Origin of the sequence: Anabaena sp. PCC 7108 (genome assembly GCF_000332135.1) — a bacterium.
In the GTDB taxonomy this organism is placed as follows: domain Bacteria; phylum Cyanobacteriota; class Cyanobacteriia; order Cyanobacteriales; family Nostocaceae; genus Anabaena.
On sequence record NZ_KB235896.1, the window covers coordinates 295,944 to 312,691 of the forward strand.

General features: G+C 39.9%; 8 protein-coding genes. 4 read left to right on the forward strand and 4 right to left on the reverse strand.

All coding sequences use genetic code 11. The features are described 5' to 3' along the window. Window positions 1–216: 216 nt before the first annotated feature. The 4 genes from psb34 to ANA7108_RS0102040 all read left to right on the forward strand — a co-directional run bounded on the left by psb34 (window position 217) and on the right by ANA7108_RS0102040 (window position 6,544). Window positions 217–396, forward strand: coding sequence for a photosystem II assembly protein Psb34 (gene psb34 / locus ANA7108_RS0102025; protein ID WP_016949090.1), 180 nt, complete (start codon window positions 217–219; stop codon window positions 394–396). A gap of 427 nt (window positions 397–823) precedes the next feature. Beyond that, on the forward strand, window positions 824–2,968 hold the full coding sequence (locus ANA7108_RS0102030) for a tetratricopeptide repeat protein (RefSeq protein WP_016949091.1): 2,145 nt from the start codon (window positions 824–826) through the stop codon (window positions 2,966–2,968). Between the two features lie 56 nt (window positions 2,969–3,024). Beyond that, the gene (locus ANA7108_RS0102035) at window positions 3,025–4,884 is read left to right on the forward strand and encodes an ABC transporter ATP-binding protein (RefSeq protein WP_016949092.1); all 1,860 of its coding nucleotides are present in this window, start codon (window positions 3,025–3,027) and stop codon (window positions 4,882–4,884) included. A gap of 490 nt (window positions 4,885–5,374) precedes the next feature. Next, the gene (locus ANA7108_RS0102040; RefSeq protein ID WP_016949093.1) at window positions 5,375–6,544 is read left to right on the forward strand and encodes an RNA-guided endonuclease TnpB family protein; all 1,170 of its coding nucleotides are present in this window, start codon (window positions 5,375–5,377) and stop codon (window positions 6,542–6,544) included. 149 nt (window positions 6,545–6,693) lie between these two features. On the opposite strand, the gene ANA7108_RS30010 is transcribed toward ANA7108_RS0102040, so the two are convergent. From ANA7108_RS30010 to ANA7108_RS0102060, 4 genes are all read right to left on the reverse strand, one after another. Next, on the reverse strand, window positions 6,694–6,864 hold the full coding sequence (locus tag ANA7108_RS30010) for a hypothetical protein (protein WP_016949094.1): 171 nt from the start codon (window positions 6,862–6,864) through the stop codon (window positions 6,694–6,696). 129 nt (window positions 6,865–6,993) lie between these two features. After that, window positions 6,994–8,778, reverse strand: coding sequence for an AarF/ABC1/UbiB kinase family protein (locus ANA7108_RS0102050; protein WP_016949095.1), 1,785 nt, complete (start codon window positions 8,776–8,778; stop codon window positions 6,994–6,996). 284 nt (window positions 8,779–9,062) lie between these two features. Next, window positions 9,063–14,765: a LamG-like jellyroll fold domain-containing protein gene (locus ANA7108_RS30665; RefSeq protein WP_016949096.1), complete on the reverse strand. Its 5,703-nt coding sequence runs from the start codon at window positions 14,763–14,765 to the stop codon at window positions 9,063–9,065. A 727-nt stretch (window positions 14,766–15,492) separates the two neighbouring features. Next, window positions 15,493–16,728: a hypothetical protein gene (locus ANA7108_RS0102060; RefSeq protein ID WP_016949097.1), complete on the reverse strand. Its 1,236-nt coding sequence runs from the start codon at window positions 16,726–16,728 to the stop codon at window positions 15,493–15,495. Between the last annotated feature and the right edge of the window lie 20 nt (window positions 16,729–16,748).

Below are 16,748 nucleotides of genomic sequence, written 5' to 3' on the forward strand. Positions count from 1 at the left end.
GGTCTAAAGACCTGACTACAAACCTTGAATTTTGAATTTTGAATTGTTTAGTCAGTAGATGTAACAGACACATATTATTGATTTTGTCAATCTTTGAGCATGAATTCAGAATCATTAACTTTTAGTTTTAATTAATGTAACGATTTATCTATAATTATGAGAGTAAATCTAGAATTATGTAACATAAAATCAAAGAAAATAACAAGGAATCACTTCATGCCTTATACAAACGAAGAAGGCGGTCTTATCAATAATTTTGCCCGTGAACCCAAGGTTTATCAAGCAGAACCTCCCACGGATGGGCAAAAGCGTACCTATATTATCTTAGGAATTGCGGCGGCGCTTTTAGTTGGTGGCTTAATTTTTGTCGCCTTCTCTGTTTCCAACGTTAGTTAGATTTTAGGCGTTGCTGATTTTGGGCATCAAAATAATTTTTCACCCGTTTAATACCTTTGTAGAGCCGAAAATCCCTACCCATGGAACGTTTCTACCTCCAAAAATTATACGCCAATATGGCTACGCCACGCTATCAGCAACGCCAGATTTTAGATTTTGGATTTTGAATCTTCAGTCCTAAATTTAAAAGGGTGAATTTTTTGGCTTCTCAGATTCCAATGTGAGAAGGAGCCTAATTTTTTCATATTTTGTTATAATATTATTGTAATTGTATAATTATATACTTGTGTTTACCATATTAAATCTTTAGAACTCGATTCATCCTGAGCAGAAAACATTAACTAGAAAATCAGAATAATGAGATTTTTTCAGTAGTCTCCAATGCATTCCTTCAGGATGTATACTATCTTTCGGCGCTGTAGCCACCATGAGTGTGAATGAAACTTTACCCACAGATGTTTTTGCCTGGAATAGGCAAGTATATCAACGTCTAAAACTGGCCTTGAGTCTTGGCTTACGGCGACAAATCCTTTTTGGTGTATGTGATGATTTACACTTAAGAAATCAAGTGGCGACTCGATTGCACTCCACCTTGGCTTATCCTGTCGGGCAAGTGCTAAATCAACCAGCAAATACAGGTGCAATCAGTACACCAGCTTATCCACGATTAGTCACATTGCGGTTGAATTTAAGCGATCCTAATCCGATTGTGCAAATAAACCAATGGTTGGCAAATTATCCTCCACCGATTGTGGGAGAGTCAAAAGATACCCCTGGTCGTCCTTTACCAATACCAGCATTTCAAATTGTTGGTGTAGAACTGCTGACTAAGCAATCAGTAGCCGTACAACGTTCGTTTCTGCACTATCTCCGTTTAAGCGAGCAGTATTTTGCTAACCAAGAATCTAGTCAATTTCTGGAGTCCAGCTTGCTGTTTTGGCTACCGCGCCCGTGGTTGTATGCGATTCAGCAATCAGCACCAAAATTTTGGAATTGTCGGACTGGTATATTTGTATTTGCTGGAGAACCGACACCAGCGGTAGATAATCGAGATCATCCAGAAAATTTGTCTAATTGGCGAGGTGGAGATGTCAGCAATTTTGATATTCTCGAAGAGTTACCAGAACAAACTAGCCAAGATTTTCAGGTGACTGAGATTAATGATTTTCAGCAAAAACCATTTACAGAAAAAGTTGAAAATCAACCACAGAAAGCAACTCGTATATCTGCCAATAGAAATGATATCCCTAAAATATCATCTTTTTTGCATATTAGTGACGAGTTAAAATCGTTAATTACGGAAACACTTCACACCGATATTGCTGAAGATGCGTATCATAACTGGCAACCACATCAACTTCTCTGGGAAATTGAAAAACTACATGAAATTAAAGCTTCTGGAGTAGAAATAGCAGTAGCTTATGAAAACTTAGGAAATTTATATCGTCTCCGGGTTGAGCAGGGACAGTCCAGTTTAGAAAACTTAATGGTGGCAATTCTGGCTTATCAGGAAGCTGTTAGCTATGACGACTGTTCTCCACAACTTCCAGATATTTTGAATGATTTGGGGACACTTTACTGGATGCTACACCGCACACCAGGAAATACCCAAGAGGGACAGACCTATATAGAACAGGGAATAGAATTTTATCAATTAGCAATCAAATTAATTGCACCTGATACCCAACCAGAAATTTATGCCCGCGTGCAGAATAATTTGGCTACAGCTTACGGTGATTTAGCCAAGTTTTCTCAGCCTGTGGAAAACTGGCAGCAAGCTGTGGTGGCTTATAGTGAAGCGCTTATTTATCGTACAGAGGAAATTGATCCTTTAAAGTATGCGGCTTGTCAGAATAATTTGGGGACTGCTTACTGGCATTTAGGACAACATAGTCAACCAGTGGAGCATCTCCAGAAAGCGATCGCTGCTTACAATTTAGCACTAGTTCACTACAAACCCGCAGATGAACCGCTCAAGTATGGCATGATTCAAAACAACATTGGTACTGCTTATTGGAATTTATCCCAATATGAAAAACCATTGGAAAACCTACAGTTAGCAATTGATGTCTACCGTGAAGCGCTGAAATATCGCACACCAGTTAATGTTCCTCATGCCTGTGCAGCTACCCAAAATAATCTTGGTACTGCTTATTGGCACATAGCGAATTTACCGAAAATATCCAAAGCAGAACGACAAAACTATCTGCAAAAGTGCATTAATATTTATGAAGAAAGTATTAATCTGGCTGACTCAATTAGTGATACAGGCTTAAGTTTTGATTTGTTAGTAACACACAATAACTTGGGATTAGCTCATTATCAACTAGTAACAGATAGCTCGTTTACTGGGGACAAAAAACTACTTTCTCAACATTTAGAAGCAGCCCTAGGAAATCATGTGCAAGCATTACAGGGTTTTAGTAAACATACAGAACCTTATCAAACAACTTTCAATCACATAGTAAAAGCCATCCGGACTTTCCACAACGAATTAGGGATACAAGGACAAAATCTAGCTTTATCAAAAGTTCCAGGTAATTTGATTCCAGAAATTTTACCTAAGTTGTAAAATATAGCAATCCGCACACCTGTCAATTTGTATTCAAATTTAATACCCCCGTACTCATGAAAGAAACTGTCCTAGAGGTTCGCAATCTACAAGTTGAATTTTCCGGTGATGGCAGCAAAGTTAATGCTGTAGATGGTATCACATTTGAGTTAAATCGAGGTGAGACTCTAGGGATAGTGGGAGAGTCAGGGAGTGGTAAATCAGTTACAGCCCTAGCTGTCATGGGTCTGTTGCAGTATCCCGGTAAAGTGAGTGGGGGGCAAATTTGGTTTCGTCCTCAGGAAAATGCCCAACCTATTGATTTATTAGCTTTACCTCCTCAGGAAATGCAGCTGTATCGGGGTGGTGACATTGCTATGGTTTTTCAAGAACCGATGAGTTCACTTAACCCGGTTTATGATATTGGGTTTCAGCTGACAGAAGCAATTATGCGTCATCAGAATGTGAATGCAATTGAAGCGCGAAGAATTGCGATCGCAGGTCTACAAGAAGTTAAACTTCTATCTAGTGATGAAGAAATTCAACAGCAGTATTTTAATAACTTGCAGCCAAATGGGTTCCAATTAGCACAGTCGGTAAAAAAACACAAAGAAGCCATGTTGGAACGCTATCCCCATCAACTTTCTGGAGGACAGTTACAACGGGTTATGATTGCAATGGCTATTTCTTGTAACCCATCATTGTTAATTGCTGATGAACCTACCACAGCTTTAGATGTGACGGTACAAGCAACAATTATTGACTTGATGCGGGAATTGCAGCAAAGCCGTGATATGGGTATGATTTTTATCAGTCATGACTTGGGGCTAATTTCGGAAATTGCTGACCAAGTAGCAGTGATGTATAAAGGTAAAATTGTCGAAGCTGGTGCAGCCGAACAAATTTTTAGTCACCCCCAACATCCATATACTCAGGGACTGGTGGCTTGTCGTCCCACTCTCCAACGTCGTCCCCAAAAATTGCTGACTGTTTCTGATTATATGAGTGTAGAGGAAGACGCAAACGGGCAGGTAGTAATTGAGTCCAAAGAACCAGTACAACCACGAAATGTAACTAGCGAAGAGATTAACCAAAGATTGGCAAATCTCACCGCCCAAAAACCCTTGCTGGAGATTCGCAACTTGAGAGTTGGCTTTCCGGTTCGGGGGGTATTAAGTAGGACAAAGCCCTACAATATGGCGGTAAATTCTGTTTCTTTTGATGTCTATCCCGGAGAAACTTTGGGATTGGTGGGAGAATCAGGTTGTGGTAAAACCACTTTAGGCAGAACTTTGCTCAGATTAATCGCACCCATGAGCGGTAAGATTTTGTTTGATGGGCAGAATATTACAACCTTGACAGGAGAGAGGTTGCAGAAATTGCGACGAGAAATGCAAATCGTCTTTCAAAATCCCTTTAGTTCTCTTGACCCCCGGATGAAGATTGGGGACGCAGTTATGGAACCGTTGTTAATTCACTCGGTGGGGAAGACAAAGCAACAACGGCAAGACAGGGCGGCAGAACTGTTAGAACGGGTAGGATTGAGTGCAGATGATCTCAAACGCTATCCTCATCAGTTTTCCGGTGGTCAACGTCAAAGGGTTTGTATTGCCAGGTCTTTGGCTTTAAATCCTAAGTTTATTATTTGCGATGAGTCTGTTTCGGCGCTAGATGTGTCAGTACAAGCTCAGGTATTAAATTTGTTAAAAGAATTACAGAGTGAATTGCAACTTACTTATATTTTTATTTCCCATGATTTAAGTGTGGTCAAATTTATGAGCGATCGCATTTTGGTGATGAATCAAGGGAAAATTGTGGAAGAAGGTACAGCCGAAAGTCTTTACCACGAACCCAAAGAAGAATACACACGAAAATTAATTGCGGCCATTCCTACAGGTAGTGCGGAAAGAATCAGGAATCGGCATTCACGCTTATAACCCACATTCCGCACCCTGGGGTGTCACATAGTATTATCACTTAATTCTCTCTTGATTTTTGGATATAAATTATGCCTTATCGACATCATGTATCCGTTAATTCATTGAGATGTGGTATACAATACATCCTCATATCATCACAAAAAAGAGTAAAAACCGATTGTGACAGTTGAGGGTGCGGAAGATAGGTTATAAGGAAAACGCCGAAAACCCTTGAAGACGTGGCTAACTTAGGAAGCCACGTCTGGGCTTTAGACAAGGGATGAAGGCTAGTTGCAGGATTTATCCTGCACAGACACTGGATCGGGTAGACTGTCTATCCAATCTTCTATCATTCTAGTTACAGAAAATTCTTTTTGCTCCGCCAATAACTTTAGTTTATGAAATCTGCGTGGTGTCGTTCTAATTCTTATATATTCAGTCTTCATTTTGTCTCCTATTTGTTTCCTATCTATGTTACTATATTAATAGGTCGTAAATAAAGAAATTAATGATAGTTCTAGAGTATAAAGTTAAGGGAAAACAGCATCAATATAACGCCATAGATGATGCAATTCGTACTACCCAATTCGTTCGTAACAAAGCAATTAGGTTTTGGATGGATGCACCACGCGAGCTAAAAATTGATAAGTTTGCTCTTAATAAATACTCTACTGAACTTCGGAAGGAATTTCCCTTTGTTACTGCATTAAACTCAATGGCTGTGCAATCAGCCGCAGAAAGAGCTTGGTTTGCAATATCAAGGTTTTACGACAATTGCAAATCTAAAAAGTCTGGTAAAAAAGGATTCCCCCGGTTTCAAAAAAACTGTCGTTCAGTTGAATACAAAACATCTGGGTGGAAGCTGCACAAAACTAAGCGACGCATCACTTTTACCGATAAAAAAGGGATTGGTGAACTCAAACTTTTAGGTAAGTGGGATATTCAATACTATGAACTTAAAGATATTAAACGAGTGCGTTTAATCTGTCGTGCTGATGGATATTATGCTCAGTTTTGTGTGGGTATTGATGTTATAGATGTTCAACCAAAAACAGGTGAAGAAATTGGTTTAGATGTTGGTATCGAGTCGTTTTACACTGACTCTAACGGGCATCATGAACCTAATCCTAAGTTTTTGAGAAAGGCTGAAAAATCAATCAAACATTCTCAAAGACGGATTTACAAAAAGCGGAAAGGTTCTAGTTGTAGGAAAAAAGCTAGAAAACTTTATGCTAAAAAACACTTAAAAGTAAGTAGGCAACGGATTGAACACGCTAAGAGAATAGCGCGTAACGTATGCAAGTCTAACGACTTAGTAGCCTATGAAGATTTAAGGGTTTCAAATCTAGTAAAAAATCATTGTCTGGCAAAATCAATTAGTGATGCTAGTTGGTATTTGTTCAGACAATGGATTGAATATTTTGCGGTTAAATTTGACAAAATCGCTATAGCCGTAGCACCACATTACACTTCTCAAAAGTGTTCTAGTTGTGGCGTAATTGTCAAAAAATCTCTATCAACTCGCACCCATAAATGTAGTTGCGGATGCGAATTGCACAGAGATACAAATGCCGCAGTTAATATTTTAAATCTTGCAAAAGCTAGGGGAGGGCATCCCCAAAGTAACGCTACAGAAGTTGAAGCCACTACTCTACTTGGTGAGCCAGCGCGGTCTTGAGGGTTTCCCCCATGAGCGACTGGCGTTCGCGTCAGCGTGCCGGAGGCATCACCCGTAAGGGTGCAAACCTGGTTGAGCAAGTTTTGACGATGAATGTAGAATCCCCTCGGCTTTAGCCAGGGGAGTGTCAATGTAGTTTTTTAGCATTATTAAAATAATTCGTAATTCGTAATTCGTAATTCGTAATTCGTAATTAAGTTTTGCAACGGGGATTTAGCTGAGGCATCAAAACTTGCTGCCTGTAGAGGCAGGGGAATTAAACCCCCAGCATTGGTTAAAGCTTCTATAGCAACAGACAAGGCGGTTAGGACATCTACCAATGCTAAAACTTAGACACCAAAAGAGTTTTAGCACTGTCACCTGTTAAGAGTCACCTGCTATAGCTGACTAGGAACGTACTCATGGCAATAATCACCTCATTAGGGCTTGCTGAAAAAGTTGTCTTAGATTTAGATGAAACGTATTAATATCCGTCTTCCTAATTGAGTAACTATTTCCTGTCCTAAACGCTGGGTTTCTGGACGCAAAAACAGTTGAGATAATTCCTGGATGGAGATAAAGTCTAAAGGGTTAATGAGTAAAAATTTAATGATAAATTGCTGGATATTCTGCCAATTGTTATTGAGTTTTGTCGTAGGAGGGTAAGAAGTAATTATTGACCTTGTCCAAATTACGACCTCCTCGAAAGCTTCTGTTGAGAGATTTTCTAGATTGATAACAAATTCATTAACTAGAACATAACGTAATGAAGTTCCTTGAGGAGAGTATAAAAAATCTAACGTTCGATCTAATATTAGATAAAGGTTAAAATCATCACTTTGATAAATATTATTTACTAAATCTGACACTGAACCCCATTGAATAGCCTTGTTGTTTAACCAGAAATTTCTGAGGGCATCCCATAATATGGGAGATTTCCTGGTTAATAACCATTGTGCAATATAGGGATATCCAACTTTGTAAGCCTGAAAACCAGGATTAAATTTCAGAGCTATTCCTTCTATAGTGGCAAAGCATCGAAAAACTAACACGTAGAATTTAGGAATTTGCCAAGAATATTCGTAAACTAAACCTAATAGCTTCTCAAACACTTGTGTGAAACCCAATTCAGAGATACTACTTTCCCGAACATTGCCAAACATCTCAGCCAGTTTAGGAACTAAGGGAACTAAGTCAGTTTCTGGAGGTAGAAATCCCAATAAAACGAAGTCTTCAGCAAGGGCTGGAAAATCACCAGTCACCAAATGTAAAAAGAAGATAATCAATAAGTCACGAGTCTCTGGTGCAACTTCGCTCATCATGCCAAAGTCTAGGTAAGCTAATTTCCCATCGGGAGTTACTAGCACATTACCAGGATGAGGATCGGCATGAAAAAACCCACCTTTGATCAGTTGTTGTAAAGCAAATTTAAATTCTAGAGAAATTAAATCCGCAGGGTCTAATCCTTGAGCGCGAATTACTTCAATTGACGTGATTTTTGTGCCATTGACCCACTCCATTGTCAGGACTCGACTCGTGGTGTACATTTGGTAGATCCGTGGCACATGAATTTGGGGAAAATCACCGTACAGTTGAGCAAATTTCTGGGCATTTAAACCTTCTTGGACATAGTCCATTTCTTTAAAGATACTATTAGCCAGTTCATCGGTCAAAGCACTAATATTAGTGTGGATGAATGGAATATTGTTTTGCACCCAAATTGATAATTGTTGAAGCAAGTAAATATCTAGAACAAGGATATCTATGATTCCAGGTCGTTGCACCTTGACAGCAACGATTTCACCTGTTTGGAGTTTTCCCTTGTAAACTTGTCCCAAAGAAGCAGCAGCTACAGGTTCGGGATCTAGTTCCGCATAGATTTGGTCATAGGGACATCCGAGTTCTTCTTTTATGACTTTATAAGCTTGTTCATTAGAGAAGGGAGGCAATTGGTCTTGCAGACTTGCGAGTTCGTCTACATAAATAGGTGGGATGAGATCAGGACGACAAGAAAGCACTTGTCCCATTTTGATGAATGTTGGACCCAGATGAATCAGCTTCTGCACTAAAATTTTGGCTCGTAGCTGCTGATTCCGTAGCAAGCGCCTAGTTAGCCAGTCCCATAGCAGCAGCATCCCAAAGGAGCAAAATGAACTTAAAATAGTCAAGCGACGTGGCCAGAGTTTTCTAGGTGGCTGGCTATGGTTAGCAATAGAGACAAGACTATTTGATAAGGGGACTGTATTATTTTTCATTTTTAGGTCAGTAGATAGGTGCAGGAAAATATATTTTGTTTTGTAAAATGGCTAAAATTTAACTACAATAACTTCTATATATGGCTAACGCTACGCTATCAGCAACCCCTAAGTACAGACTTGGGGAAAAACTCACAAAATAGGGTAGGAATTAGACCAAATTTTTGGCTCTAAATTCCTCCTCCCCAGTCTTTTTTACTTGATGATGATAGTTATATTTTCATCACTATTAAGGTTTCTGGTATGTTCACTACCATTTAAGTTGCTGCTTTTTGGATTGTGATTTAATTGATATATTTTCTCTGTTTTTCACGTAGCAGTTCTAGCAGAAAAGGACTTAAAAAATCCTTTACGGGATTAACCAAGTGATACCAAAATTGTTTCTGCTCCTCCAATAATTTAATATAAGTGTCTGTACTGTGTGGGAAGGGAACATTAAATGGCATAGAAAAAAGCCCGCCAAAGGATACAGATGTGCTTAAACCATCACCGAATCCTACAACTGTAATAGGTTCGCCGCCGTTAGCATACTTACCAAAGAAAATATCCCCTAGTTGTAGTCCTTCAGGAGCGATCGCAGAGATCGGGAATGGAGGATCATAAGGATATGTGGGAACTATATCTAAAACATTTTCAATGCGATAACTAAGTTCTGCTCCTATTTGCTGGTTGTAGAAATCTACAAATTGTTGATTACCAATTTTAGGTGCGGCGATCGCATAAACTTTGATCAGCAATCCTCCAGCTGAAGCTGAACCAAACCAACGTCGTAGTGATAAACCAGCGAGTTGGCTCAGGGCAGCACCCAAACTGAAACCAGTTACCCATACCTCTATAGGTTCAATTAATGGTGATAGCTGAGATAAAAGCTGCTCCTCAAGAAATTGTAAAATTTTCTCCAGTTCTTCATCAGCAACGACTTTTTTAACTAAATCTTGAGCTTGTTTTTCAAACTCTGCTCCCAGTAGGATTGCTCCCGCATCGCACAAAGCCATAATGCAGGGAAATTTCCGTAAGGGAGGTAACTGACGGAGCCGCCGGAAATCTGAAAGTTTTAGCTCACCTCGCAGAGTCTTGAAGAAGTATTGAATTTCATCAGCCACCGACTCAAAAGCCAGATGAAGTCCTTGCACTACTTTTGCCCGTTGGACAGAGAAAGCACCGTAATTAATCAGTTCCCAATCTACGTCAGAAACTATGTTATTCATCTCAACAGCACCATCACTAATACCTGCTGTACCTCGTAAAGAAATTGCGTACTGATGAGCAACTTCTGATTGAGTATTTTTGAGAATTAGTCCCCGAAGATTCGTGCTGTCATTACGGAAGATATGAACTAATTCCCATTCCTGATTTTTATCAAGAGCCTTGTAAAGTTTCTTGAGAGCTACATCATCAACACTGCCATCTTCATCCTGGAAAACATCGTATGCATACTTAGAAAAGTTTGCCATCAGGATGGCTTCATCAAAACTGAAGCCTTTACGCAACTTCAACGATGCTTGACTGGGTTGCCGATTTTTAGGAACAACTGCGGATTCTGTCGGTTGTACTGGTTCAGTTGGTTGCTGATTTTCCGGGATAACTGCGGATTCTGTCGGTTGTACTGGTTCAGTTGGTTGTTGATTTTCCGGGATAGATATCGGTCGGCAATAAATTCCCAAGCGCACTAACAAATTCTGGCGACCGCCATGAGAACCAAAGAAACCAATAATTTCTTGCCCTTCAGGAGCTTCTAAAACGAAAGATTCGACCTCTGTATTTCCGCTGCCACCGCCAAAAATTTGAGATTTAATGCCTTTTTTGGTTTCAAATTGGAGGGTGATAATTTCTTCTTTCGGGTATCCTGGTGCTTGCCGTCCCCAAGTTCCACTTATTTTAGTAAGATAATCTCCTGGTTGTATAGAGACTTCTACGTTACTGCCACCACTTCCAACTATAGCTGAACGATAAGTTTCCGCAGGGATAGAGTCAATATTTTCGTATTCTATTTGAAGTGTACCAATTGCCCAAGCCGCATCCATAAGAATACTTTTCAATCGTGATTTTGGGGCTGTATCTTGAGGTAACAATTCAAAATCTGTCCCTGATATTGAACCACCTTTGGTACCGACTTTGACAAACTTAGATACTTGTGGCTCAGTTGCTACTTCAAGATTTCCTGTAACTCTTAATGAGTAAATGCGATTACCTGAATTTGCAAATGCTGTAGAGTTACTACCTGATCCTGTAAATAGAAATGTTCCACTTAAGTTACCGATAGCCCATGCTGCGCTCTCTTCTTTAAAGAAACTGACACATCCTGCTTTTGGATGGTATATACCCACAAAGTCACCTTTGTTGACTTTAATAGGTTCAGAAAGTGAAAATTGGTTTAGTCCCACAACAGGAGTTTTCAGTTCACTTTGACCGACAACCAACCAGATATCTGCCTCTTTCCTATATATAATCAATTGTGCAGGTAAGGTGTTTTCTGCCCAAATTTCCCACTTAGTTAATTCACCATTGCCATTTATAGGATTGTTTGTATCTACTAAGTAAAAATTGGAGGCTGAATCTGCAATTCCATATTTAGTTGGAGTATTACCACCTGTAATTACATTACTCTCATTTTCACTAGATGTTACATCTTTAATTGGCAGTTCTTCTTGTTGCCAAGTAGCACCATTAATTGTGCCATGATTAGCATTGCTAGTTTTGTCAGTAGCGACATTACCCGAACCGTCATTCAGAGGAAAATAAGCCACCAAGCCCGTTTCTTTACCTGTCAGACGATAAGACATCGTTTCTTGAATCATCCCTTGCGCTCTCGCAAAATTCCAAATACGTGCTTCCGCAATTTCCCCCTTAAAGAAGGAGTTACCCTGATGAACACCTATGTTGAGAGTGCGATCAGAGGGATCGAAGGGAGCAACATTACTTGCCTGGCTGACTAACTGACCGTTCTGATACAAACACATTATCCGCGTTTGGCTATCATAGGCGACAGCTACATGAAGCCAGGTATTTTTCGGACAGGGTTGGGGAGCATTTACCGTCAAAAATTGCCCATTATGTCCGGCGGAGACTCCACTGGGTACAAACAATGCGTGGTGGATTCCAGAAATAATATTGTTAAATTGTGCGGGCGGTTCAGCAAGTTTTATCCAGGCTTCTTTAGTATAGGAAGCTGTTAAAATTCCGTCAGGCAATTTAATGTAATCATCCTTACCATCAAAAGTCAGCACAGATTGGACTGTATCCGTCTTTTCAATTTTTATAGGCAGTTCTTCTTGCTGCCAAGTAGCACCGTTAATCTTGCCGTGATTGGCATTGCTGGTTTTGTCATAGGCGATCGCACTTGATCCTTCATTTAAGGGGAAATAAGCAACTAAACCTTCCTCTTTTCCTGTCAGACGTTGATTCATATTCGCCTGAATTTCTGTCTGTGTAAGGGCTTTATTCCACACACCAACTTCTGCAATTTGACCAGGATAGAAATATTGAGGTTTTACTTCGGTGGAACCAGCACCAATTCGCAGAGGGCATCGAGTATTTAGTGTGTAAACTACATTTTTGCTGCCAACTTCTGTTCCATTGACATAAAGTTTCAGTTGTTTGCCATCAAAGGTACTTGTTACATGAGTCCAAGTATTAAGAATTACGTCTGAACCAGCAACAACTTCCCAAGCCTGTGTATTGTTCCCAACCCAAGCTTGCCACTTATTATTATCTCCTGCGTAGATAATATAACCTTTTGATAAGGGACTCGCATCACGGGATGTAATCACAGAACGCCAAGTTCCTTGACTTCCGACAACTTTTACCCAAGCAGAAACAGTAAATACATTAGGATTAAGGGATTGAGTGTAAGGAACTTCTACATAATCATCCTTACCATCAAAGGTCAGCACAGATTGGATTGTATCGGTCTTTTCAATTTTTAGAGGAAGTTCTTCTTGTTGCCAAGTAGCACCGTTAATCGTGCCGTTTTTACCGGAACTTGTTTTATCAGGGGCGATACTGCCTGAACCTTCATTTAAAGACCAATATCCCACTAATCCGGTTTCATTGCCCTTTAATCGCTGGTACATATCCCCTTTGATCTCTTGTTCCCGTCGGGCATAATTCCAGAGACTAACTTCCGTTATTTGTCCATTAAAATACCTACCATTGATTCCGTCATCCCAACCGATAAACATCGGTCCGTTATCTTGTTGAATTGTTCCTACATAGTCAGTTCTAGCAACTTCCTCTCCATCAATATACAAACGGATACTCTTGCCATCAAAGGTTCCTGCATAATGATGCCATTGGGTGATATCTATTTTGGGGTCAACTGCTGTTGCTCGCCAACCATTAGATGCAATATAGAAATGGATTGATTTACCCCCGGCATTGGGATGAAGTATGAAAGCATCTCGTTTACTGACTAAAAATCCATGTTCGTTCCAAGTTGGGGTGTTACTCTTAGCCCAACAGGAAATTGTCATGGACTCGGTTGGATTCGGACAATTAGCGACTTCAACATAATCTCCTTTGCCGTCAAAGGATAAAACGCCTTTATTTGCTTCCACACTGTTAGGGGCTGTTGGACTCAAGGGGAGTTCCTCTTGTTGCCAAATAGCACCATTAATTGTGCCGTTATTACCCTGACTTGTCTTGTCAGTCACTATATTTCCAGAACCTTCATTTAAAGACCAATAACCAACTAATCCCGCTTCATTACCAACGAGATAGCGGTTCATATCAGCTTTGATTTCTTCGGCTGAACGGATACGATTCCAGAGGCGAATTTCGGCTATTTTTCCCTTGAAGGCGTAGCACTCGTTATCATCTTTGAACATTCCGATTAACAAGTCATTTTCCGGCTCGTACTTAATAGCTGGTGAAGAAACAGCCAGGGTTGCTTTTTCCACGCCATCAATATACACCTTCATCTGTTCACCGTTATAGATGCCAGCGACATGATGCCACTGATTCAAATTCAATGTATTAACCCCGCTACTTAGATAGGGCATATGTTGCTGAGATTGACTGCTCGGTTCCAATCCTAAATAAATACCGCTTTTGCCATCGAGAAGTAAACCATAACCACTTTCTGTTAATCCGGTATCAAAGATATTAGAAAGAATACCAGCATATTCTTTTTGAACTTCAGCATAAATCCAGGCTTCAATGGTGATATCTTTCTCAATTTTAAAGGCAGATTTTTTGCCCAAATTAACGCAATCATCCTGTCCATCAAATTGCAATACTGATACTTGGTTAGGCATATTTGTTGTTAGACTAGGTGTCAATATAATTACTGATTCTAATGTTAAAGGCAGTTCCTCTTGTTGCCAAATAGCACCATTAATTGTGCCGTGATTAGCATTGCTAGTTTTGTCATTAGCATCCCCATTCAAGGGATAATAACCTACTAATCCTGGCTCATTTCCCAGCATACGGGAGTTCATGTTTTGCTGAATTTCTTCTGGAGTGCGAGCAATATTCCACAGGCGAATATCAGCAATTTGACCTGCAAAAAAACGTCGAGTTCCTCCTCCTTTACTGATAGAAGTACCCGCTGCTACGTATAGAGGAGAAGCATTTTGCGTAGATTGAATTGTTGTATCTTGGGTTTGACTTTGTTCAATCCCATCAATATACAAGAACAATTGGGAATCTTGCTTAACAAAAGCTACATGATGAAATTTTTGGTCATTAACTACTATTTTTGAGGAAAGCGAGGGATTTTTGCCATCATAGCGAGATCCATAGACTGTTCCCTTGGTAGAACTATAACGGATAGAATAGGGGAAAGCACTTCCTTGCCATTTTTCAATAATATTGATATCAAAAATCGTATTAGACCCTGGTTCAATTGTGCCAACTTTTAACCAGAGTTCGATGCAGAAATTTTGATTTTGATCAAAGTTAATAGCATCTTGGTTAGGAATAACTAGGTAATCATCCTGTCCATCAAATGCTAATACGGATTGGTTGGAAATCAAATTACTTGACATAATTCTCATGAACTAGGGTTTGCTGAATAAGTATAGAAATTGAATCTAGGTGTTACACAAATTGAAAAATTAAGAGTTGGTTGATTAAGTAGGTAAACAGAAAAATTTAAAGGTATGTGAAGAAAAGTAAATAGGGCTGAAACCCTCTTTCCCCCTGCTAGAAAGCCCCCTGCTCCCTGCCTTACCCCAACGACAATTTTTAACGCCCACCTACTTAGTCCTCAAATTTATACTGTTATTTATAGGGAAAATGCCAGGGTTTTAGCCTATCTTCCGCACCCTCAACTGTCACAATCGGTTTTTACTCTTTTTTGTGATGATATGAGGATGTATTGTATACCACATCTCAATGAATTAACGGATACATGATGTCGATAAGGCATAATTTATATCCAAAAATCAAGAGAGAATTAAGTGATAATACTATGTGACACCCCAGGGTGCGGAATGTGGGTTTTAGATATAGCAACAGACAGGGTGGTTAGGACACCAACTGATGATAAAACCTAGACACCAAAAGACTTTTCCTACTGTCACCTGCTATATCTGTGTCCACCATAAAAGTATACAGATTCGGTAGTGGCATAGTGTGCTGATGGAGACTAGAATAATTCCCACAATATGGGAGGAATTAGAGCAAATTTTTTGTTCCAATTCCTCTTTTTAATCATCAGTACTTATGTGTTACTGGGTAACAGCTAAATCACTGATTAATGCTGCTAGTATGTTAGTTGGCATTAACATCTTTTTTTTGGTCTTCATCCAGCAGTTCGATCAAGAAAGGACGTAAAGTATCCTTAACAGGGCGAGACAACTGATACCAAAATTGTTCCTGCTCTTTCAATAATTGAATATAAGTGTCAGGGCTGTGTGGGAAGGGAACAGTAAATGGGATATCAAAAAGACCACCAAAGGATAGAGACGATGGTTGACCACCAAGTCCCGTGACTGTAATAGCTTCGCCACCGTTAGCATATTCACCAATGAAAAAATTCCCAATCTGTATTCCTTGCGGTGCGATCGCTGAGATCGGCAGGGGAGGATTTAGGGGGATAGTTGGAATTACATCCAATGTATTTTCGATGCGATAGCTAAGTTCTGCTCCTATTTGCTGGTTGTAGAAATCTACAAATGCTTGATTACCAATTTTACATCCAGCGATCGCATAAACTTTCAGCAAAAGTCCTCCATTTTCAACAGTACCGAACCAGCGTCGCAGAGACAGTGCCGCTAGTTGACACAGAGATCCACCCAAACTGTGTCCTGTTGACCATACCTCTATTGGTTCTGTTGAGGGTGTTTGCTTGGGTAATACCTGCTCTTCGACAAATTGAAAAATTTTCTCTAGTTCTTCATCGTTATCCACTTCACCGTCTTCAAGGACTTTGGTAATTAACTCTTGAGCTTGTTTCTCAAACTCTGGTCCTAGCAGAATTGTTCCCGCATCTATCATAGCTGTGATGCAGGCAAATTTTCGCATCGGTGGCAAATTATGCAGATACCGTAAATCTGTCGATTGTAACTTGCCCTGTACTGTCCGAAAGAAGCATTGAATTTCATCAGATACCGACTCAAAGGCCAGCTGAAATCCTTTTACGACTTTTGCCCTTTGGCTGGACAACGCACCGTAAGGAATGAGAAGCCAATCTACATCAGTAGCTGAATCAGTCAGATTAACCGCACCGCCACTAGCTATTGCTGTGCCTCGGAAGGAAATTACATACTGATGCGAGTGAGGATTTTTGATAATTAGTGCGCGAATATTCGTGTCGTCATTGCGGACGGTGTGAACTAAATCCCATCCCTGATTTTTATAGAGCGCCTGGTAAAGTATTTTTAGCTCTGAATCGTCAATACTACCATCATCATGCACGAAAACATCGTAGGCATACTTAGAAAAAGTTGTCATCAGAATGGCTTCATCAAAACTAAAGCCTTTACGTAACTTCAAAAATGTGGTCATATTGATGTCTCCATTTTATC